Origin of the sequence: uncultured Selenomonas sp. (genome assembly GCA_905372355.1) — a bacterium.
Taxonomy (GTDB): Bacteria; Bacillota; Negativicutes; order Selenomonadales; family Selenomonadaceae; genus Selenomonas.
In genome coordinates this window covers 1-20,078 of record CAJPOT010000008.1, presented here as the reverse complement: position 1 = coordinate 20,078, position 20,078 = coordinate 1, and the positions used below count along the sequence as shown (strand labels likewise).

The window sequence follows — 20,078 nt, the reverse complement described above, 5'->3', positions numbered from 1 at the left end:
GTCCGTTTTTCGGGCGGCCGCACCCTGCATTCCTTTCTCTACTTGAACTTGGAGGTAATTTCAAATGGCAAAAATCAGGGTATTGGTAGCAAAACCGGGCTTGGACGGCCATGATCGCGGCGCGAAAGTCGTCGCGCGTGCTCTTCGTGATGCAGGATTCGAGGTCATTTACACAGGTCTTCGCCAGACTCCGGAGCAGATTACGGAAGCAGCTCTGCAGGAAGACGTCGATGTCATCGCGATGAGCATCCTCTCGGGCGCTCATCCGCATCTTTTCCCCAAGGTTGTCGAGCTTGTGCGCAGCAAGGGAATGAAGGACACGCTGATCATTGGCGGCGGCGTCATTCCTGAGACGGACATCCCCGCACTCAAAGAAGCGGGCATTGCCGCCGTCTTCACGCCGGGCACGCCGACGGGCGACATCGTCGATTTCATCAACGAGCATGTGAAGAAGTAAGAGTTCGATATGGGGCTGGCAGCAGCTCGTCTGCCGCCAGCCTTGCTTTTATCCGTATCATGCGCGAAATTTCGGGAAACAACGGGCAATTCTGTGTTTTTCGAGATTTTCCGGAACAATGGCATAGGTGGTGCATTCCATGGACATAGCCAAGGAACTCCTGCAAGGAAATCGCCTCGCGCTTTCGAGAGCCATCACGGCGATCGAGAACGAGGCGGAAAATGCCATCGACATCATGAAGGCGCTCTACCCGCATACGGGTCACGCCTATGTGCTCGGCATCACGGGGCCTCCGGGCGCCGGCAAGAGCACGCTGACGGACAAGCTCGCGAACGAATACCGCAAGCAGGGCAAGACCGTCGGCGTCATCGCCATCGACCCGACCAGCCCGTTTTCGGGCGGCGCCATCCTGGGCGACCGCATCCGCATGGCGAGTCTGGCGATGGACGAAGGCGTATTCATCCGCAGCATGGGGACACGCGGCAGCTTGGGCGGCCTTTCGCACAAGACGGCGGACGCCGTCAAGGCGATGGACGCTTTTGGCAAGGACATTATCTTTGTCGAGACCGTCGGCGTCGGGCAATCCGAGGTCGACATCGTTCGGGCAGCCGATACGACGATGGTCGTATTGATTCCCGGCATGGGCGATGACATCCAGGCCATCAAGGCGGGCGTCTTGGAGATCGGCGACGTGTTCGCCATCAACAAGGCAGATCTCGACGGCGCGGACAAGCTCGTGCGCGAGATCAACATGATGCTCGATTTGGACGGCGTGATGAAAGACTGGCGTCCGCCCATCGACAAGGTCATAGCAAACCAACAGATCGGCGTCAAGGAACTTGTCGCATCCGTCGACAAGCACCGCGCCTACATTGAGGAGAAGGGGATTCTCGCCGAGCGGCGCACGAAACGCACGAAGGACGAGATGATCGATATCCTCGAAAGCAATATTGGCTCGTACGTCAAGAGCAAGGTCGTCGATTCGGGCAAGCTCGACGCGTTCGTTGCCGACATCAAGGCAGGCAGGACAGATCCCTACACCGTCACGCAAGACATCATGAAAAACATGCTCAAGTGACGGCAGATCTTTCTATATCTAGGAGGTAATCCACATGTTCAAAGTTATGGGTGTAGACCACATCGGTATTGCTGTCAACGATCTCGACGAGGTTGGCAAGTTCTGGACGGAGCAGCTGGGCATCCCGTGCACGGGCAAGGAAGTTGTTGCCGAGCAGAAGGTCGAGACGAGCTTCAACCCGACGCCGAACGGCTCGGAGATCGAGCTTCTCGCGGCGACGGAGCCGACGAGCCCGATCGCGAAGTTTATCGAGAAGAACGGCGGCAGAGGCGGCATCCAGCACATCGCTCTTCGCGTAGACAACATCGAGAACGCGATCGCCGACCTCATGGCGAAGGGCGTGAAGATGATCGACGAGAAGCCGCGCTACGGTGCGGGCGGCGCGAAGATCGCCTTCATTCATCCGAAAGCCACGCACGGCGTCCTCCTCGAAATCTGTGAGCACGAAGACCGCTGAACCCTTGCCGCATAGCCTGCGCCTGTGCGCTTGGGATGAGCGGGAATGAAAGAGTCGGGCTTGACCGCCTGGACTTTCATAAGGTACTATATACGAGAAAGATTCGACATAGAGGAGGAAGAGTATGGCTACAGTTCAGGAAAAAATCGCCCTCATGCACGCCAAGAAGGAACATATCCGACTGGGCGGCGGACAGAAGCGCATCGACAAGCAGCATGAAAAGGGTAAGATGACGGCTCGCGAGCGCATCGAGAAGCTCTTTGACGAGAACACCTTCGTCGAGCTTGACATGTTCATGAAGCATCGCTGCACGAACTTCGGACAGGACAAGAAGGAACTGCCGGGCGAAGGCGTCGTCACGGGCTACGGCACGGTCGACGGCCGCCTTGTTTACGCTTTCGCGCAGGACTTTACGGTCGAGGGCGGCTCCTTGGGCGAGAAGCACGCGCACAAGATCTGGAAGGTCATGGATCTCTCGATGAAGATGGGTGCTCCGTGCATCGGCATCAACGACTCGGGCGGCGCACGCATCCAGGAAGCCGTTGACGCGCTTTCGGGCTATGCGGGCATCTTCTACCGCAACACGGCGGCTTCGGGCGTCGTGCCGCAGATCTCCGTTATCATGGGACCGTGCGCGGGCGGCGCTGTCTACAGCCCGGCCATCACGGATTTCATCTACATGGTCAAGAACACGAGCCAGATGTTCATCACGGGTCCTGCCGTCATCAAGTCCGTCACGGCGGAAGAAGTCACGGCGGAAGCCTTGGGCGGCGCCATGACGCACAACTCGGTCTCGGGCGTTGCGCATTTCGCGGCGGAGGACGAGGACGACTGCATCCAGCAGATCCGCTACCTGCTCTCCTTCCTGCCGAGCAACAACATGGACGACGCGCCGATCGTTGAGACAGGCGATGACCCGTCTCGCATGGACGAGTCCTTGAACACGGTCATTCCCGACAACCCGAACGCGCCGTACAACATGAAGGACGTCATCCGCAGCATCGTCGACAACGGCGAGTTCTACGAAGTGCATCAGTATTTCGCGACGAACATCATCACCTGTTTCGCACGCTTCGATGGTCGCTCCGTTGGCATCATCGCGAACCAGCCGAACGTCATGGCAGGCTGCCTCGATGTCAATGCTTCCGACAAGGCGGCGCGCTTCATCCGCTTCTGCGATGCGTTCAACATCCCGCTCGTCAACCTCGTCGATGTTCCGGGCTTCCTGCCGGGCGTCGGCCAGGAGCACACGGGCATCATCCGCCACGGTGCGAAGATGCTCTATGCCTACAGCGAGGCGACGGTGCCCAAGGTCACGGTCATCACGCGCAAGGCGTACGGCGGTTCCTACATCGCTATGTGCTGCCGTGAACTCGGTGCAGACCAGGTCATGGCATGGCCTTCGGCTGAAATCGCCGTCATGGGCCCTGCGGGCGCTGCGAACATCATCTTCCGCAAGGATCCCGACAAGGATCAGAAGACGGCGGAGTACGTCGAGGAATTCGCTACGCCGTACAAGGCGGCGGAGCGCGGCTACGCCGACATGGTCATCGAGCCGAAGGAGACGCGCCCCTATGTCATCACGGCATTGAACGCTCTCGCCTCGAAGCGCGAAGTCGGGCCGGCGAAGAAGCACGGAAATATTCCGTTGTAATCGGGAGGTTCACTTATGCAAAACGCAAAAGACGTCAAACCTGAGGTCGCTGCGGTCATCGCTGCAGCCGTCCAGATGATGGTTGGCAATAAAGTCGTTGCCGTCAAGATCAAGCGCAACGACGCATGGGCAATGGCGGGTCGCCAGAGCATCCATTAAGAAAGACGTAAGCGAAAACAAATTGAAGACTTGGAGGAATTTACAATGAAAAAGTTCAACATCAAGGTCAATGGCACGAGCTACGAAGTCGAGGTCGAGGAAGAGAAGGTCGCAGGCGCGACTCCGGCTCCTAAGGCTGCCGCTCCCGCCGCTCCGAAGGCCGCTGCTCCGGCTGCTCCTGCCGCTCCTGCCAAGGCAGCTGTTTCCGCTGGCGCCGGCGAAGCTTCCGTCAACGCCCCGATGCCGGGCAAGATCGTCAACGTCCTCGTTTCCGAGGGCCAGAAGGTCAACTCGGGCGATGTCCTCTTGATTCTCGAAGCCATGAAGATGCAGAACGAAATCGCTGCAACGCAGGCCGGCACGGTCAAGGCGATCAACGTCGCCGCTGGTCAGAGCGTCAAGGCTGGCGATCCGCTGGTCATCGTCGGCTAAGCTGTACGAATGGAACGAGGTTGAACCTCCGCCCTCTATTGGTGGGGGGGCTTCTTAGTCGTCGTCGGTTGAGCTTGTACGAATGGAACTGCCGCACGCATCTGCGTGCGGCAGTTTTGCTTTGCTAAGCGGGCGAGACTCTGTGGTGGTGCTCTTTACAGGAGAGAATAATCTTGCTATACTTGAGCAAGAAAAGGCATCTTGCTTTTGAGGTGAAAAAAGCGTCCTCACGCGCCGCATGCTTCGGCAATGGGCAAAAGAGATGTCGGGTGTGACGCTCCGACCGAAGGCGGCGCCTTTTTGGCATCTTTGGAATTGGAATAGAACCAGCGATGCGCGGCGACCAAGCCGCCGCGAAATGAAGGAGCGAATGCTGTGAAGAAATTTGTCGCCACGACTGTGGCTGCGGCCTTCCTGTTCACAGGTGTCCCTGCTGTCATCCACCCAGCAAAAGCGGAAGCGAGCGAATGGGGCAAAATTATCGGCGATGTCCTCGGCTCAATCCTCAAAGGCGGGAAACAGGAAGGACAAGAAAAAAAGCCGGAGGAGAAGACTCGGCATGGGGAGATCAACAATCGCGTCATCGAGCGAGAGCCGACGACGGATGAGAGGATGCTCTTCGTGGCGATTGAAAAGGGCGATGCTGATACCGTAGGGCGTATGCTCGACAAGGGTCTTGACATCAACGCCTACTACAATTTCAAGACCGCTACGCCTTTGTCCTGCGCGATATACAACGGCAGGCATGAGATCATGCAGCTCCTTCTTGAACGCGGCGCAGATGTGCGCGGGTATGTTACCAGTACGCGCGAGTATCGCGTTCACTCTTATTTCGTGCAAGCAGCAGCAAACGGTAATCTTCCGTTGATGGAATATCTGCACAACTGGGGTGCGCCGATCAATTCCATTCAGGACGTCTATGCTATGGATCGGCGCAATGCGCTCTTGTCCATGCCATTGGGGAGAGATGGTATTGCAATCTGCCGCTACCTTGTCGAACAAGGGATAGATGTCAACTATCGTTCAAACGATGGCACGACGCCGTTGATGTATGTATCTCATACCTACACATCTTCCGAGGCAAGGCACGAGCTTCTACAGATTCTTCTCGATGCAGGAGCGGATCCTTATCGGAAAGACAAGTCGGGGCATACGGCGATTGACTACTGCCTGCTGAACAACGATTTGGAAAACGCCCAACTCTTGCAGCGGTATTGATACTGGGAAAAGGCAGTAGAACCATTGCCCTTTTTCCTGCTTCATGCTATACTGTAGAGGAAATCCCCGCCGCATCAGCAATGACAAGGATTGAAGCGCATTTTTTCAAGAGGTCGCAGCAGGAAAGGAACAAAAAACGATCCGCGCCGCAAACAGCATCTTGAAGCCGCGTAAAATCAGGGCTTGCAAGCCGAGATTTCAAAACACGAACCCCGAAAGGGGACGGAAACTCGCCTTGTTGGCGAGACGAACATACAACTTATCAAATTTCAAAACACGAACCCCGAAAGGGGACGGAAACCGTAGGTTCGAGCAACGTATTAAGTTTTCAAGGTACAAATTTCAAAACACGAACCCCGAAAGGGGACGGAAACACAGGCAGTAATCATGTTATCACCCGCCTTTTATGCGACAATTTCAAAACACGAACCCCGAAAGGGGACGGAAACGTTCTCCCTTCCTATTCGTTCAAGAACACTTCCAGCTCATTTCAAAACACGAACCCCGAAAGGGGACGGAAACGATAAATTCCTCCATTTCATATAAAAACACATTCTCGGCATTTCAAAACACGAACCCCGAAAGGGGACGGAAACTGCTTGAAACGCTTCGAAGCCGCGGTGTCCATGTCGAGCAATTTCAAAACACGAACCCCGAAAGGGGACGGAAACTCGGTAGCAGGGTTATGATTGCAAAGCAACCGCAGCGAATTTCAAAACACGAACCCCGAAAGGGGACGGAAACTTATGGAATCGCATCGTGGAAAGAACCTTGACCTTGTTTATTTCAAAACACGAACCCCGAAAGGGGACGGAAACGCTTAACCGGCCGAGCGAACGATACAGGGAGCAATACATTTCAAAACACGAACCCCGAAAGGGGACGGAAACACAACAAAATTGCTATCATAGTCGGGGAAAAGCTCATTATTTCAAAACACGAACCCCGAAAGGGGACGGAAACTGGTGCGATACCTGCATCTATCGAATTTGTCGCTCATGTATTTCAAAACACGAACCCCGAAAGGGGACGGAAACAGTCGCTTGCACCGTCGATTCATTCGTCAGGGTAGGTCATTTCAAAACACGAACCCCGAAAGGGGACGGAAACGATATGGGCTTCGATGGGCAGATAAGGGAGGTTATATAATATTTCAAAACACGAACCCCGAAAGGGGACGGAAACTCAATCACGAAGGAACGAATAGCGTCGCCGTCGGGAGCTTATTTCAAAACACGAACCCCGAAAGGGGACGGAAACAGGCTGTTGGCTTCCTCCAACGCCTCGCGTGCCTCGTCCATTTCAAAACACGAACCCCGAAAGGGGACGGAAACCCATACCTGCATAGTCTTTATATTCCATTACGTCTAATTTCAAAACACGAACCCCGAAAGGGGACGGAAACAAGGCGTATATTCGCCTTTCGGGCGCGGGTATCGAATTTCAAAACACGAACCCCGAAAGGGGACGGAAACGCTTTGTCTAGCCGAAACGGTCGGCGTGCCGTGCAAGGTATTTCAAAACACGAACCCCGAAAGGGGACGGAAACGTCTCTTTAACACGTTGTTGGTCAACACTTTTTATTTCAAAACACGAACCCCGAAAGGGGACGGAAACTCGCGTCGTCCCCATGCGCTCGGCGCACTCGTTCAAAAGATTTCAAAACACGAACCCCGAAAGGGGACGGAAACGGCGTCATGAGTTTTCGCGCCATGTTGGAGGTCGACGTCGAATTTCAAAACACGAACCCCGAAAGGGGACGGAAACTCATGCAGGCTAGCATGTATAAAAAAGCCGCCAAAAAATTTCAAAACACGAACCCCGAAAGGGGACGGAAACCGGTGAGAAGAAATCGCGGATTCTTCCTAGGTGTGCGGAAATTTCAGAACACGAACCCCGAAAGGGGACGGAAACTGAGAGCAATTTCAGCGATATTTAAGCTGCAATTCGAGGCATTTCAGAACACGAACCCCGAAAGGGGACGGAAATAGGCTATGATTTCTTATTGATGAAATCACAGCCTGTTGTTTATGTGTTGTCTTTACAGTGTATTTTGCTTATACTAAACTGACAGCAAAGGGGTTGATCTATATGGCGCAAACATTGGTCAATATTCGTATGGACACTGAATTAAAGCGGAATATGGAAGCTGTCTGCCGCGATCTTGGAATGAATATGACAACCGCATTCACGATCTTTGCTAAAAAGATGAGTCGAGAAAGGCGAATTCCGTTTGAGGTTTCCGTCGATCCGTTCTATTCCTCTGCGAATATCGCTCATCTTGAGAGCATTGTTACTGACGTTAAAAACGGAACTGCGAAATTTCAGGAACATGCGTTGATTGAGGCAGATGCATGAAGGTTCTGTGGGAAGAGCGCGCTTGGGCAGACTATCTCTATTGACAGATGCAGGATCGAAAGACCCTGAAGAGAATCAATGAACTTGTCAAAGATATGCAAAGGGATGCGTTTCATGGTATTGGCAAGCCAGAACCTCTGCGCGGCTTTTTGTCAGGCTATTGGAGTCGTCGCATTGATGACACGAATCGTATTGTTTATGATGTAGTTGAAGACGTCTTGCGTGTAATTGCTTGCCGAGGTCATTATTCGTAATAGTTTTTGCTGCCGCATTTCAGAACACGAACCCCGAAAGGGGGACGAAAACGCGCGTCTGTTGTGGCAAGTTTTGCCGCCAATCCCTAATTTCAGAACACGAACCCCGAAAGGGGACGGAAACTCGTCTTCCGCCGACCAGTCATATATGGGGTAAAAACTATATAATTTCAGAACATGAACCCCGAAAGGGGACGGTAGTTCTTGGAGGTGTGAGCATGAGTTTTGTCTATATCACGGAAGAGGGAGCTTATGTTCAGAAGCGCGGTGGGAATTTCGTTATCGGTCGCAACCGTGAGTGCATCATGGAGATTCCCGAGGAGGTATTGGAAGGGTTGACTCTGATTGACCGCGTACAAGTTTCCTCACAGGCAATGGTGGAGCTTCTTCGCTTGGGCATCCCTGTCACATGGCTGTCGCGCACAGGGGCATTCTTCGGTCGTCTTGAATCGACACGTCATGTGCATGTCTTTCGGCAGGAGCAGCAGATCTTGCTCAAGGGTTCATCCTTTTATCTCGCGCTGGGACGCAAGGCGATTGCAGCGAAGGTGCATAACCAACTGACGCTTTTGCGTCGCTACAATCGTCGGGCGGAACTCGGCGAGGTTCGTCGAGACATCGAGGAGATTCTCGCCTTGCGCAAGCATATTTTTCAGTGCGAGACGAGCGAGCAGCTTATGGGCTACGAGGGTGTCATCGCGAAGGTGTATTTCCGCGCTTTGGGGCGGCTCGTGCCCGAGGAGTTTTCTTTCTCGCGCCGCAGCAGACGGCCGCCTTTGGATGCGTTCAATGCGATGCTGAGTCTTGGCTATACGCTTTTGATGTATGACATCTATACGGCTTTGAGCAACGAGGGGCTGCATCCGTACTTTGGCTTTCTTCATGCGTTGAAGAACCGTCACCCTGCTTTGGCGTCCGATCTCATGGAGGAGTGGCGCGCTGTGCTCGTCGATTCTATGGTGCTCGCTCTCGTGCAGCACCATGAGATCAAGCCCGAGCATTTTGCGCCGGCGGATGACGGCGAGGGCATATTCTTGACGCGCGAGGGGCGCGGTATCTTCCTGCGCGCCTATGAGAAGAAGCTTCGGACGGTCAATCAGTACAAGCCGGGCAAGCATTCGTACCGCCACAGCCTTGCGCAGCAGGTAGGGCAGTACGCACAGGCGTTGATGGCACAGAATGCGGAGATCTATGAGCCGATTCTTTTGCGATGAGGTGGTGGCATGGCAGACATGGAGCTGGATCTGGAATACGAGGAGATGGAGTTTGTCGCTGCTGACGAGCGCCGTTACATCGTGCTTGTAATCTACGACATCGTGGACAACAAGCGCCGCAACCGCATGGTCAAGTGTGTCGAACGCTATGGGATTCGTGTGCAGAAGTCTGCTTTTGAGGCATTTTTGAGCAAGAAAAAGTACGAGCGGCTCGTCGAGGAAACGAGCCGCTTGATTGATTTGGAGACGGATTCTTTGCGCATCTATTTGTTGGCCGATCATACGTCGGTTCGTTCGTGGGGCGTGGGGGATCGACATATCGAAGATGTCATTATCTTTTAAAGGAATTGCTGAATTTATCAGTGATTCCTAAAAATTGCAGAAAAATCTATGATTGCATGGCAAGGCAAGCAGGAAATTTTCTTTAGAAGCAGAATTTTTCTAATATAGTCTTTATGATTTCGGCAAAGAGAGGAGATGAGGCTATGGATGATTTGTGTGAGCGCGTGGAGCGGGCGGCGCTGCTTCATGATATAGGGAAGCTCGTTTTGCGTGCGAATCCGGCGCAGGAAACGCATTCGGAGGCGGGGGCGAAGTTTCTCGCGCGCTTCTTGCGCGATGAAGATGCGGATATCCTGCGTGCGGTGCGCCATCATCATGCGGATGATTTGCGCGCTCTTCGTGCGGCTGCGGACGACATCAGCTACATCGTATATGAGGCGGACAATCTGGCGGCGGCAAGCGATCGCCGCACGTTGGAGGAGGGCGGCGGCGGTTTTTTAGCGACGGCAAATTTGGAGAGCGTGTTCAATCTTTTTGGCAGTTCGTCGTCACAAGGAGGAAGGCGCGCGTTTTATTTGCGCGGTCTCACCGAGGCGGGCGGGATGCAGTTTCCGCGTGAGCAGGCAGACATGCGGGCGTCGGTCGCCGAGTATCAGGAGCTTTATCAGCATTTGGAGGCGAATTTCCTGCGCCGTTCGCCAAGCGATATGCAGCTCAATGAGCTTCTGCGCGTGTTGGAAGCGATCTTGAGCTATGTGCCATCGAGCACGGCGCGTGCCGAGGCGGCGGATATTTCCCTCTATGACCATGTGCGCCTGACGGCGGCGTATGCTGCTTCGATGGTGCAGTATTTTAAGGCGCATGGCATCACGGACTACAAGGAGCATACGACGGGTGAAGGCGGGCGCGCGATGCGCAAAGAGCCGATGTATTTGCTCGTGTCAGCAGATATTTCGGGCATCCAGTCGTTCATCTATGCGATTCCCTCGAAGGGGGCTTTGAAGAGTCTGCGCGGACGTTCGTTTTATCTGGAGATTTTGCTGGAAAATGTTGCCGATGAGATTCTGACCGCCTGTTCGATGAGCCGCAGCGCTCTGCTCTATACGGGCGGCGGACATTTCTATCTCTTGCTGCCGAATACGGAGAAGGTGCGGGGGGTGCTCGCGAAGTATCATGAGGCGATCAATGATTGGATGATGCAGCACTTCGGCGACGGTCTTTATCTGGCGATGGCATGGACGGCGTGCGCAGGTGAGGAGTTTCGTGCGGGGAGCATGGAATCTTCGGAGGGTATGGAGGGAGGAACGCATGGCACGCAGGCTGTCTTTCAGCGTTTGAGCGATATGCTGGAGGCGGAGAAGCAGGCGCGCTATTCTCCAGCGCAGCTTGCTGGTCTTTTTTCTCCTGCGAGTTCGTGCAATCGTCTGCTCGATGCGGCGCGTGAGTGCAGCATTTGCCATACGTCTTCGACGGAGCTTGTGGCTTATCGCGGTGAAGAAGGAGCGGACGCCTGCCCGATGTGTGCGAATCTCTATCTTTTCGGGCAGCGGATCTTGGAGGAGGACGTTTTTTGCGTTTCGGTGGCAAAGCATGAGGAAGCGTTGCCTTTGCCGGGGTTGGGGCGCGAATTGTATCTTTCGGCAGAGTCTTTGGCGGGCGTCGAAAATTTGCCGTATGATGCAGAGCGTCTTTATGTCAAAAACAAGGTGTATACGGGCGAGAGTCTGGCGACGCATCTGTGGCTCGGCGATTATACGGCACGCAAGGATGGCAGGGTCATGGAGTTCACGGAGCTTGCGGAACTTGCGGGCGGCACGGCAGATGGCTCGGGCATCCGCCGCTTGGGCGTGCTGCGTGCCGACGTGGACAATCTCGGCGCGGCGTTTCGCGCGGGTTTTCCGGCGAAGTATGCGACGTTGACACGCACGGCGGTCTTGTCGCGCCAGCTGTCGCTTTTCTTCAAGCACTATATCAACGCGCTGTGCCGTGGCGAGGTCAATGGAGTCAATGAGAGCGGGGCGGAGGAGTTTTCGCTTTTTGGCAGGGAGAAGAAGAAGGAGCGCGACATCCACATCGTCTATTCGGGCGGCGATGATATCTTCCTGCTCGGTGCATGGGACGAGGTTGTGGAGCTTGCTGTCGATCTGCGGCGGGCGTTTCAGCGATTTACGAGCGAACGGCTGCATTTTTCGGCGGGCATCGGCTTTTTCAAGGACAAGTGCCCGGTTGCCGCGATGGCGCGCAAGGCGGGTGAGCTGGAATCGCTGGCGAAGAGCCGCCCCGAGAAGGACGCGGTGGCTCTCTTCGGTACGATTTCGGAGGAGCGCGGCGCGGGCGCGGCAAAGGAAAGTACGCAGGTCTATGGCTGGGATGATTTCATCGACGGCGTTTGCGGCACGAAGATGGCGTTCTTGCGGCAGAATTTTTCTTTTGGCGATGCGAGAGAGGGCGGTCTCGTGCGATTGGGCAAGAGCGCGGCGTACCGCCTCTTGGATCTCTTGGAGGCGGACAGAAAGTCGGTGCAGCTCGCACGTTTCGCCTATGTGCTTGCGCGGCTCGATCCCGGAGCGGGAGCTGAGTCGCAGGAGGCATATAGGAGGATTCGCAGGCAGCTCTACGAGTGGTATAAGAATACGAAGGACAGGCAGGAGCTTTCTACGGCTTTGCAGTTCGTCATTTACAGCATAAGGGAAAAGGGAGCGAGGACAGATGGCTGAAACGAGAAGGGTGCAGGAGGCGGTCCGCGACATCGCAGGAGAAGCGGAGGCTGTCGTCAAGTCTTTGAATCGCAGGTCGGACAGGCAGGGCCGCGAGCAGATCCAACTGACGAAGAGTCAAATTCGCAAGTTTTTGGCGGCGGTCAACGCGCTGACGAACAAGGTCGCCGTCTACCGCACGCAAAGTGGGCAGGCGGAAATCTTGGACAGCGCGCTTGCTTCCGAGGTCAGGTATTTGAAGGTCAAGCTTGCTTATCAGGCGGCGAGGTATCGTGCGACGGTGGGGGATTTCGCGGAAAAGGCGCACTTGAAGGAGCGTATCGAGGCGATCGGCACGGATATGAAGAAGTACGAGGAGTTCGCGCATTTCATGGAGGCGCTCGTCGCATACCATAAGTTCTACGGAGGGAGAGACTGAGCATGGGGCAGCAGGAAACGAATCAGAAGGCGTTGAAGGGCAAGCTGGATCTGCGGGCGCTGCTTCGCGTCGAGACGGGGCTTCATATCGGGGCTTCATCGGACTTCGCGCCGATCGGGGCGGTGGACAGTCCCTTTTTGCGCGATCCTCTGACGAAGCAGCCGATTTTGCCGGGCAGTTCCTTGAAAGGAAAGGTGCGCACGCTGTTGGCACGGAGTTTTGCCGACGGGTATTTTCTCAATAAGATTGAGGACGATGCGGAGGAGATCTGCCGCCTGTTCGGCTCGGCGGCGAAGGGCAGTGCGGGCGGCAGGCCAGCGCGGCTGCAGTTTTATGACATTCGCATGACGGAGGATTCCTTCGCACGATTCAATGCGATGGAGCTTGATACGTATATCGGTGAGATCAAGTGGGAGAACGCCATCGATCGCCTGACGGCGGGGGCGAATCCGCGCCAGATCGAGCGTGTGCCTGCGGGGGCGGAGTTCGATTTTCGTCTCGTATACAACATCGAGAGTGAAGAAGAGTTGATGGAGGACATGGAGCTTCTGGCGCAGGGTTTGCAGCTTTTGCAGATGGACTATCTGGGCGGGCACGGTTCGCGAGGTTACGGGCGCGTATCGCTGCGTGATTTTTCGGCGTCGTGTTTTTCCTTGGGGGAGAGGCCTGCGCTCGACGATGAAAAGCTGCGTCGCATCGAAGCGCTGCTCGCGAAGGGTGGACGATCGGCGTGAGCTATGCAATTTATCCTTTGGCTTTCGACACGCCCGTGCATTTCGGGCAGGCGGGACATGGCGGCAGGTTGGAGCAGGCGGGCATGGAGTACACGTCGGACGTCTTTTTCAGCGCGCTTTGCAGCGAACTCGCCGCAGCGGGAGAATGGACGGGCTTGAAAAGACTCGCCGCGCTCGTCAAGGCGAGGAAGCTGCTTTTTTCCGATCTTTTGCCGTGGCATAGGGACGGGGAGGATGAGATGCAGTTCTTTTTGCCGCGTCCCTTACTGCGGGCGCTGAATGGGCTGCCGCAGAAGCCGGAGGGCTATGGCGAGGCTTGCCGCATGACGAGCGAGTGCAAGAAAAAGAAGCGGCTGAAGTACGTCCGCGCGAGCCGCATGAAGGAATATGTCGAGGCGGCGAAGTGCGGTGCGCCTTTCGCCGAGGCGGCGGAGTTCGGCGCGGCGTCTTTGCGCCAGCGCGTGAATTGCCGTGGCGAGGAGCCGCTGCCGTATTATGTGGGGCAGTTTGATTTTTATGCAGATGCGGGACTGTATCTTCTCGTCTATGCAGAGGATGAAGCGGATGCGGACTGGATGCAGGAGCTTTTGCTTTGGCTCGGCTGCGCAGGAATCGGCGGCAAGCGCAGCAGCGGCTATGGAAAGTTTCACTTGGCGGAGGACGCCATCTTTCTCGATGAGGCGGGCGTATATGCGGACGATGCAGCGCTCTTTGCCATGTTGGAGGCGAAGGGGGCGCCGTGGCAGATGACGCTTTCTTCTGTATTGCCGGATGATGCTTCGCTCGCTGTCGTTCGGACGGGGCAGTATCGCCTGCGACGAAGCGGCGGCTTCATCACAGCACCGCGCGGCGAGGCGAAGAAGAAGGCGAGCGTTTATCTTCTCGATGCCGGCTCGTGCTTTTCGGAGCGAATCGAAGGCACGATCGCCGACCTCGGCGAGTGCGACGGTCATGCCGTATGGCGCTATGGCTTGGGACTCTACGCGGGGGTGACGGTATGAAGATGAGCGATCTTTTCCACAAGGAGTATGAATTGGAGTGCATCGCTCCTTTGCATATCGGCTCGGGCGAAAAGCTCATGGCGTTTGAGTATCTGTACGACCGCAAGCGGCACGAGGTGCACTTTCTTGACGAGTCGAAGTGGATCGCGTTTCTGGAGAAGCATTCTTTGACGGACAGTTTCGCCGTCTATGTCGAGCGCAGGGATTTCCAACGGAAAAGCCTTTGGGAATGGCTTCTTGGCACGGGGACGAGCGAGGCGGAGCTGCGCTCCTTGGCATCGCGCAAGGCACGTGCCGCGACCTTGACCGCAGAGCGTGATCGCAGGAACACGCTCAACGATATTTCCTGCCAGATTGCCTTGCCGGACGGTGCGCCGTACATTCCGGGCAGCGCGATCAAGGGTGCGCTGCGCACGGGTCTGCTCCATGGCATCATTGGGAAGGAGCCGCAGCGTTTTCGCGGGTTCTGGCAGGAAATCGCAGGGGCGCGAGGCGCACTGCATGAAAAACAAAGGTTGTGGAATCGGACGATGGCGCGTCTTGAGCAGACAGCGCTTCATACGCTGGAGCTGCCGAATACGCGTGCGGGCGATGCCGTCACGAGCGCTTTGCGCGGGCTTCGCGTCAGTGATGCTGTCTGCGTCGCAGGGGAGAGCGAAACGATCGTGCTGCAGAAGGTCGATTTGACGACGAAGACGCGGCAGGGCGAGGCGGGGGAAAACAAGATTTCGCTTTTCCGCGAGTGCCTGCCCGCAGGACGCAGGCTGCGCTTTTCTATTACGGTGGATCGTTCCATGCTGCGGACGCTGGGGATTTCTTCGTTGGAGGAAATCGTCGATATGATGCGCAATTTCACGCGCGAAGGTTTGCGGCTGCAAGAGAGGACGTTTGACAGGGAGTATCGCCCGCTTTTCGAGGAAGCGCAGGAGGCGGACTGCCTTTTGGGCGGCGGCACGGGTTTTCTCAGCAAGACGCTCGCCCATGCGCTTGCGCCGAGCGAGGAGGAGGCACGGCGTTTTATTGCAGGGTATCTCGATGAGAAGTTTACGGAATGGGATCGTGCCGCGAGAAGGAAAAGGCCGGCGCACGATCACCGACTGCTCGATGCAAGGCTCTCGCCGCGCACGCTGAAGATGGCGCGTGAGGATCGCGATGTATGGATCTTGGGGCTTTGCCGTATGCAGGAGGTGCAGCAATGATGCGTCTTTTCGAGATGGCACTCTTTCTGCCCGAGGAAGAGCGTGCAGTCAGCTCTTTCGGCTCGTTGCTGCACGGCGCTTTGATGGAGCGCCTGCCGAAGGAGTTGGTAGAGAGGCTGCACGAACAGGATATGCGCCCGTACAGTCAGAGCGTTTCGTGGGACAAGGCGGGTGGCTTCGCCCGTTGGCGCATCGGCGTCGTGGAGGAAGAGGTCGGCGAGGCGATCGGGGAGGCCTTGCGACAAGGAGATGGCATATTCCTGCGGCAGAAGGAGTATGAGGTTCGTCTGGGAGAGCGGAGGTTGTTGGCGGAAAGCTCTTTTGAGGAGATTGCCGATACGTTCTTCTTGCAGGAGGCGGCGCCCAAGGGGGCGGAGCTTTCTTTTTGCACGCCGACTTCGTTCAAGCGCGAGGGGCGCTATGTGATGCTGCCGGATTTCTTCTTGATTTGCCAGAGCCTTTTGATGCGATGGAATCGCTTCGCCAAGGAAATTTATCTCTATGATGAGGATTTGACGGAGCGGATGGCGCTGGCCTGTCAGCTTTCTAAATACGCGCTTCGTTCCGTTCCTTTTTCTATCGAAGGGCATACGATTCGTGGCTTTTGCGGCACGATGCGCGTGCGGTTTTTTGGCACGGACGGCATGCGGCGGATTCTGGGAATGTTGTTTTCCTTCGCGCCTTTCGTCGGTATTGGCATCAAGACGGCACTCGGCATGGGGGCGGTAGAGACGAAGGTGTGGGAGAGGTGAAGGGCGCGGCTCTTCTTCGCTTGTCATGAGGCGCATGGCGCTGTTTTTCTGCGCATTTATGCGTACTTTTTATATATGAATAAGGAGGATTTTTCATGCAGGAAATGAGAGAATATCAGAATTTGATCCTTGGCTTCGGCAAAGCGGGCAAGACTTTGGCGGGGCTTTTGGCAAAGCGCGGCGAGTCTGTAGCGCTTGTCGAGCGTTCGAAGGAGCGCTACGGCGGCACTTGCATCAATGTCGCCTGCATCCCGTCGAAGTCGCTTGAGTACAGTGCGCGGCTTTCTGCTGCGGCGGGCGGCGATTTTGCGGCGAGGGCGGCGCGCTATCGGGCAGCAATCGCTGAAAAGAGGCGTCTGACGGCGATGCTCCGCCAGAAGAATTACGAGAAGGTCACGGCGGCGGGAGCGGAGGTCATCGACGGTGAGGCTTCCTTCCTCGATGCGCATACGGTGCGCATTGTGACGGAGACGGGAGAAAAAATCGTGCGCGCCGGGCGCATCTTCATCAATACGGGCGCGGCGCCCTTCGTGCCGCCGATTCCGGGGCTTAAGGAGAGTGCGCATGTCTATACGAGCGAGGGAATGATGGAGCTTGACAAGCTGCCTGAAAAGCTTGTCGTCATTGGCGGCGGCTATATCGGTTTGGAGTTTGCATCCTACTATGCAAATTTCGGCTCCGACGTCACGGTCGTGCAGGATACGGCGGAATTCATTCCGCGTGAGGACAAGGAAATCGTTGCCTGCGTGGAGAAAGTGCTTGAAGAGCGCGGCATATCCATCGTGAAGAGCGCGAAGGTGCTCGGCGTCAAGGATGAGGACGGCGTTGCTGTGCTCACGGTCGAGGCGGCGGGCAGCGAGCGTCGGCTCACGGCGGACGCCGTTCTCGTTGCGACGGGCAGGCGGCCTGAGATTGCCGCTTTGCAGTTGGAAAAGGCAGGCGTAAAGCTTTCGGAGCGCGGTGCGGTCGCGGTCGATGAGAAACTGCGGACGACGGCAGAGCATATATGGGCGATGGGCGACGTCGCGGGCAGTTTGCAGTTCACGTACATCTCGCTCGATGATTTCCGCATCGTCAAGGATACGCTGTTCGGCAAGGGCGAACGCACGACGAAGAACCGCGGCGCCGTGCCTTATTCGGTGTTTCTTGACCCGCCGCTTTCTCGCGTGGGCATGACGGAGGAGGAAGCGCGAGCCGCAGGCTTCGAGGTCGCCGTGCGAAAGCTCGCCGTTGCCGCTATCCCGAAGGCGCAGGTGCTGCGAAAGCCCGCGGGGTTGTTGAAGGCGGTCATCGATGCAAAGACGGACAAGATCTTAGGGGCGCATCTCTTTTGCTCGGAGTCGCAGGAAATGATCAATATCATAAAGCTCGCCATGGATGCGGGCATCACGGCGGGTACGCTGGCGGATGCTGTTTACACGCACCCGACGATGACGGAGGCGTTCAACGATCTTTTCGCTTGAATGAAAAAGAGGCAACAAAAAAGGCTGCGCAAGCAGCCTTTTTTGTTGCCAAGCGTCTTTTCAGCGCACGATGACGGAAACGCCGTCGGGGATGACGGTGACTTTTGCGTCCTTGCCTTTGATCTCGAAGGCGCGCTTCAAGGCCTCGTCGAAGGTCAGCGCGTGCTCCATGTGCATGTCGCGAATCATCTGCGGATCGCAGAGATCCGTGACCATGATGACGGTGAAGCGGTCGAGGATGCGCGCGAGGATCTGCATCTCCCACTGGTCGGGCAGCGTATTTTCCTGCGGCGTCGCTTCGATCTGGTCGAGCAGTTCGCGCGGCGTCTTTGCGGCCTTCAAGGTCTTGTAGAAGGACTCGCCGCCGTGACCGTCGTTGCAGGCCGCGACCATGATGATGACACCGCCCTCGTTGCAGTTCGCCTCGGCCGCCGTCATGCCCTTGACCGCCTGATAGATGTTCTGGTCGAGCGGATAGCCGCCGTTCGTCGATACGACGATATCGGACGGGTTGCGCTTGATTTCGGCGAGCGTGCGCACGTAGTCGCAGCCCGTGACGTGCGCTTCCTGGCTGTCGCCGGCAAAGGCGGCGATGACTTCCTTCTCCGCATTGATGACGACGTTCAGAATGAAGGCGAGCTTCGCTTCTTTTGCCGCGTGGAGCATGTCGCGGTGGATGGGGTTGCCGTCGAGGATGCCCGTGCGCGCCTTGTCGCTCTTGATGAACTTGCTGCAGTGGTTCGCCATGACCGTCTTGGCGGAAGCGATGCCGGGCAGGATCGCCTTGCGGCCGCCCGAGAAGCCTGCGAAGAAGTGCGACTCGATGAAACCTTCGGCGATGAGCAGATCGGTGTCGATGGCCGCGCGGTTGATGAGCAGCTTGCCGCCCGACGGCAGGAAGCCGAGATCCGCCATCGCCGCGTCATCCTGCGAATCGTGGATGATGATCTTTTCGTTCTTGACGATGTCCTCGCCGAAGCGATCGACGAGTTCTTCATGCGTCGTCGCGCGGTGGAAGCCCGTCGCTATGAGGATCGAGATGTCGATCTCGGGGTTCGCCTCGCGGATGCGGCGCAGGAGAATCGGCATCGTCACGCGGCTCGGCACGGGGCGCGTGTGGTCGCTCGTGATGATGACCATGCGCTTCTTGCCACGGACGAGTTCTTCGAGCTTTGGACTGCCGATCACGTTGTCGAGTGCGCGCTCGACGATTTCCGCCTGTGTGCCCGGCTGTTCCTTGCCCTCGGGGTGCGATTCGAGTACGCCGAGGAAGTTTTCGTCCGGCACATCGATCGTCATCTTGCCCTTGCTGTAAGGAATTTTCAACTGCATTATTCCACGCTCCTTTTGTATTGTTTATGTCTTAGCAGGTCTTATTATATCATAGAGGGAATCGCTTGGGCAATGAAAGGAATTGCGCTTGCGAGAAAATTCCATTATAATGAAGGCGATACAGAGGAGTGCAGGATATGTGCGCCCCCTGCGCTAGGATACGAGAAGGATGGAGGGCTTTTGAACGATGGCACAGAGATTTCATACTTTGGAAGTGGCGGGCGTCCGCAGGGAACTGCCGATCTTGAATGTGACGGATGAGCTGGCGATCGCGGGCTTCATCATGCTCGGCGACGTCGAGCTTACGGATGCTTGTGCAAAGGCTTTGGCTGAGAAAGTACCGAAGGAGACGGAAGTCCTTTTGACGGCAGAGACGAAGGGCATACCGCTCGCGGCGGAACTCGCGCGCTGTCTCGGTATGAAGCGCTACGTCGTCGCGCGCAAGTCGGTCAAGGCGTACATGGAGGACGCCATTTGGGTCGAGGATCGCTCCATTACGACGAAGGGCGTGCAGAAGCTCTGCCTCGACGGCGTGGACAAGGCGCGCATTGCAGGGAAGAATGTGTTGCTTCTCGACGATGTGGTGTCGACGGGCGGCTCGATGAAGGCGCTGACGGAGCTTGCAGACAAAGCGGGCGGCAAGATCGTCGGTGAAGCGTGCGTGCTGGCGGAGGGCAAAGCGGCAGAGAGGAAAGATTTGATCTTCCTGGAAGCACTGCCGCTCTTTGATGCGCAGTGAATGGGAGAGTTGCGAAAAGCATCAGAAAAGGTATTGACAAACGAGGCGAGAGCCGCTAGAATATACTCTGTCAGTCAGCGCGTGCGTGTGCGGCGGGCAAATCAAGCGGAAGTAGCTCAGTGGTAGAGCACCACCTTGCCAAGGTGGGGGTCGCGAGTTC

General features: G+C 56.3%; 20 protein-coding genes and 1 CRISPR repeat array. Of the genes, 19 read left to right on the top strand and 1 reads right to left on the bottom strand.

The window, feature by feature from the left end:
- The first annotated feature begins 64 nt into the window (after window positions 1-64).
- The 18 genes from QZ177_RS06620 (at window position 65) to QZ177_RS06535 (ending at window position 17,847) form a co-directional block, all read left to right on the top strand.
- Window positions 65-457, top strand: coding sequence for a cobalamin B12-binding domain-containing protein (locus tag QZ177_RS06620; RefSeq protein WP_009646128.1), 393 nt, complete (start codon window positions 65-67; stop codon window positions 455-457).
- Window positions 458-596: 139 nt separating this feature from the next.
- On the top strand, window positions 597-1,535 hold the full coding sequence (gene meaB, locus QZ177_RS06615; RefSeq protein WP_264918227.1) for a methylmalonyl Co-A mutase-associated GTPase MeaB: 939 nt from the start codon (window positions 597-599) through the stop codon (window positions 1,533-1,535).
- A gap of 34 nt (window positions 1,536-1,569) precedes the next feature.
- Window positions 1,570-1,992, top strand: a complete 423-nt coding sequence (gene mce / locus QZ177_RS06610; protein WP_009646173.1) for a methylmalonyl-CoA epimerase — start codon at window positions 1,570-1,572, stop codon at window positions 1,990-1,992.
- A 124-nt stretch (window positions 1,993-2,116) separates the two neighbouring features.
- Window positions 2,117-3,646 (top strand): carboxyl transferase domain-containing protein, encoded by a 1,530-nt coding sequence (locus tag QZ177_RS06605; protein ID WP_294176194.1) that lies wholly within the window; start codon window positions 2,117-2,119, stop codon window positions 3,644-3,646.
- A gap of 15 nt (window positions 3,647-3,661) precedes the next feature.
- Window positions 3,662-3,805 carry a hypothetical protein gene (locus QZ177_RS06600; protein ID WP_006193510.1) on the top strand — a complete coding sequence of 48 codons (144 nt, stop codon included), beginning with the start codon at window positions 3,662-3,664 and terminating at the stop codon, window positions 3,803-3,805.
- Between the two features lie 45 nt (window positions 3,806-3,850).
- On the top strand, window positions 3,851-4,237 hold the full coding sequence (locus tag QZ177_RS06595) for a biotin/lipoyl-containing protein (protein ID WP_294176188.1): 387 nt from the start codon (window positions 3,851-3,853) through the stop codon (window positions 4,235-4,237).
- A gap of 375 nt (window positions 4,238-4,612) precedes the next feature.
- Complete coding sequence (locus tag QZ177_RS06590; protein ID WP_294176186.1) at window positions 4,613-5,455, top strand: ankyrin repeat domain-containing protein; 843 nt, start codon at window positions 4,613-4,615, stop codon at window positions 5,453-5,455.
- Between the two features lie 195 nt (window positions 5,456-5,650).
- Window positions 5,651-7,444: direct repeats of the CRISPR family, unit length 35 nt; unit sequence ATTTCAAAACACGAACCCCGAAAGGGGACGGAAAC.
- Between the two features lie 102 nt (window positions 7,445-7,546).
- Complete coding sequence (locus QZ177_RS06585; RefSeq protein WP_294176184.1) at window positions 7,547-7,813, top strand: type II toxin-antitoxin system RelB/DinJ family antitoxin; 267 nt, start codon at window positions 7,547-7,549, stop codon at window positions 7,811-7,813.
- A gap of 47 nt (window positions 7,814-7,860) precedes the next feature.
- Window positions 7,861-8,067 (top strand): Txe/YoeB family addiction module toxin, encoded by a 207-nt coding sequence (locus QZ177_RS06580; protein WP_294176182.1) that lies wholly within the window; start codon window positions 7,861-7,863, stop codon window positions 8,065-8,067.
- Between the two features lie 218 nt (window positions 8,068-8,285).
- Window positions 8,286-9,281 (top strand): CRISPR-associated endonuclease Cas1, encoded by a 996-nt coding sequence (gene cas1, locus QZ177_RS06575; protein WP_294176180.1) that lies wholly within the window; start codon window positions 8,286-8,288, stop codon window positions 9,279-9,281.
- A gap of 9 nt (window positions 9,282-9,290) precedes the next feature.
- Window positions 9,291-9,623 carry a CRISPR-associated endonuclease Cas2 gene (gene cas2 / locus QZ177_RS06570; protein WP_294176179.1) on the top strand — a complete coding sequence of 111 codons (333 nt, stop codon included), beginning with the start codon at window positions 9,291-9,293 and terminating at the stop codon, window positions 9,621-9,623.
- Window positions 9,624-9,766: 143 nt separating this feature from the next.
- The gene (cas10, locus tag QZ177_RS06565) at window positions 9,767-12,280 is read left to right on the top strand and encodes a type III-A CRISPR-associated protein Cas10/Csm1 (protein ID WP_294176178.1); all 2,514 of its coding nucleotides are present in this window, start codon (window positions 9,767-9,769) and stop codon (window positions 12,278-12,280) included.
- Window positions 12,273-12,698 carry a type III-A CRISPR-associated protein Csm2 gene (gene csm2 / locus QZ177_RS06560; RefSeq protein WP_294176177.1) on the top strand — a complete coding sequence of 142 codons (426 nt, stop codon included), beginning with the start codon at window positions 12,273-12,275 and terminating at the stop codon, window positions 12,696-12,698. The genes cas10 and csm2 overlap by 8 nt, the downstream gene beginning before the upstream one ends.
- 2 nt (window positions 12,699-12,700) lie before the next feature.
- Window positions 12,701-13,432, top strand: coding sequence for a type III-A CRISPR-associated RAMP protein Csm3 (csm3, locus tag QZ177_RS06555; protein ID WP_294176175.1), 732 nt, complete (start codon window positions 12,701-12,703; stop codon window positions 13,430-13,432).
- Complete coding sequence (locus QZ177_RS06550; protein ID WP_294176173.1) at window positions 13,429-14,433, top strand: CRISPR-associated protein Csm4; 1,005 nt, start codon at window positions 13,429-13,431, stop codon at window positions 14,431-14,433. The genes csm3 and QZ177_RS06550 overlap by 4 nt, the downstream gene beginning before the upstream one ends.
- A complete protein-coding gene (gene csm5 / locus QZ177_RS06545; protein ID WP_294176170.1) occupies window positions 14,430-15,632 on the top strand; it encodes a type III-A CRISPR-associated RAMP protein Csm5 in 1,203 nt (400 codons plus the stop codon). Before QZ177_RS06550 ends, csm5 begins: the two co-directional genes overlap by 4 nt.
- Complete coding sequence (gene cas6, locus QZ177_RS06540) at window positions 15,629-16,384, top strand: CRISPR-associated endoribonuclease Cas6 (RefSeq protein ID WP_294176168.1); 756 nt, start codon at window positions 15,629-15,631, stop codon at window positions 16,382-16,384. Before csm5 ends, cas6 begins: the two co-directional genes overlap by 4 nt.
- 95 nt (window positions 16,385-16,479) lie before the next feature.
- Window positions 16,480-17,847 carry an FAD-dependent oxidoreductase gene (locus tag QZ177_RS06535; protein ID WP_294176166.1) on the top strand — a complete coding sequence of 456 codons (1,368 nt, stop codon included), beginning with the start codon at window positions 16,480-16,482 and terminating at the stop codon, window positions 17,845-17,847.
- 60 nt (window positions 17,848-17,907) lie between these two features.
- On the opposite strand, the gene larA is transcribed toward QZ177_RS06535, so the two are convergent.
- Window positions 17,908-19,179: a nickel-dependent lactate racemase gene (gene larA, locus QZ177_RS06530; RefSeq protein WP_294176164.1), complete on the bottom strand. Its 1,272-nt coding sequence runs from the start codon at window positions 19,177-19,179 to the stop codon at window positions 17,908-17,910.
- A 187-nt stretch (window positions 19,180-19,366) separates the two neighbouring features.
- Between larA and QZ177_RS06525 the strand changes: the two genes are divergently transcribed.
- The gene (locus tag QZ177_RS06525) at window positions 19,367-19,918 is read left to right on the top strand and encodes a phosphoribosyltransferase family protein (protein WP_294176162.1); all 552 of its coding nucleotides are present in this window, start codon (window positions 19,367-19,369) and stop codon (window positions 19,916-19,918) included.
- Window positions 19,919-20,078: the final 160 nt, after the last annotated feature.

What these genes read in the sequence shown, in the direction of transcription:
- larA (WP_294176164.1), bottom strand. Translation starts at nt 19,179, where the DNA reads ATGCAGTTGAAAATTCCTTACAGCAAGGGCAAGATGACGATCGATGTG.
- csm5 (WP_294176170.1), top strand. Translation starts at nt 14,430, where the DNA reads ATGAAGATGAGCGATCTTTTCCACAAGGAGTATGAATTGGAGTGCATC.
- QZ177_RS06620 (WP_009646128.1), top strand. Translation starts at nt 65, where the DNA reads ATGGCAAAAATCAGGGTATTGGTAGCAAAACCGGGCTTGGACGGCCAT.
- QZ177_RS06525 (WP_294176162.1), top strand. Translation starts at nt 19,367, where the DNA reads ATGGCACAGAGATTTCATACTTTGGAAGTGGCGGGCGTCCGCAGGGAA.
- cas2 (WP_294176179.1), top strand. Translation starts at nt 9,291, where the DNA reads ATGGCAGACATGGAGCTGGATCTGGAATACGAGGAGATGGAGTTTGTC.
- QZ177_RS06580 (WP_294176182.1), top strand. Translation starts at nt 7,861, where the DNA reads ATGCAGGATCGAAAGACCCTGAAGAGAATCAATGAACTTGTCAAAGAT.
- QZ177_RS06600 (WP_006193510.1), top strand. Translation starts at nt 3,662, where the DNA reads ATGCAAAACGCAAAAGACGTCAAACCTGAGGTCGCTGCGGTCATCGCT.
- QZ177_RS06535 (WP_294176166.1), top strand. Translation starts at nt 16,480, where the DNA reads ATGCAGGAAATGAGAGAATATCAGAATTTGATCCTTGGCTTCGGCAAA.
- meaB (WP_264918227.1), top strand. Translation starts at nt 597, where the DNA reads ATGGACATAGCCAAGGAACTCCTGCAAGGAAATCGCCTCGCGCTTTCG.
- csm3 (WP_294176175.1), top strand. Translation starts at nt 12,701, where the DNA reads ATGGGGCAGCAGGAAACGAATCAGAAGGCGTTGAAGGGCAAGCTGGAT.
- QZ177_RS06605 (WP_294176194.1), top strand. Translation starts at nt 2,117, where the DNA reads ATGGCTACAGTTCAGGAAAAAATCGCCCTCATGCACGCCAAGAAGGAA.
- cas10 (WP_294176178.1), top strand. Translation starts at nt 9,767, where the DNA reads ATGGATGATTTGTGTGAGCGCGTGGAGCGGGCGGCGCTGCTTCATGAT.
- csm2 (WP_294176177.1), top strand. Translation starts at nt 12,273, where the DNA reads ATGGCTGAAACGAGAAGGGTGCAGGAGGCGGTCCGCGACATCGCAGGA.
- cas6 (WP_294176168.1), top strand. Translation starts at nt 15,629, where the DNA reads ATGATGCGTCTTTTCGAGATGGCACTCTTTCTGCCCGAGGAAGAGCGT.
- QZ177_RS06585 (WP_294176184.1), top strand. Translation starts at nt 7,547, where the DNA reads ATGGCGCAAACATTGGTCAATATTCGTATGGACACTGAATTAAAGCGG.
- cas1 (WP_294176180.1), top strand. Translation starts at nt 8,286, where the DNA reads ATGAGTTTTGTCTATATCACGGAAGAGGGAGCTTATGTTCAGAAGCGC.
- QZ177_RS06595 (WP_294176188.1), top strand. Translation starts at nt 3,851, where the DNA reads ATGAAAAAGTTCAACATCAAGGTCAATGGCACGAGCTACGAAGTCGAG.
- mce (WP_009646173.1), top strand. Translation starts at nt 1,570, where the DNA reads ATGTTCAAAGTTATGGGTGTAGACCACATCGGTATTGCTGTCAACGAT.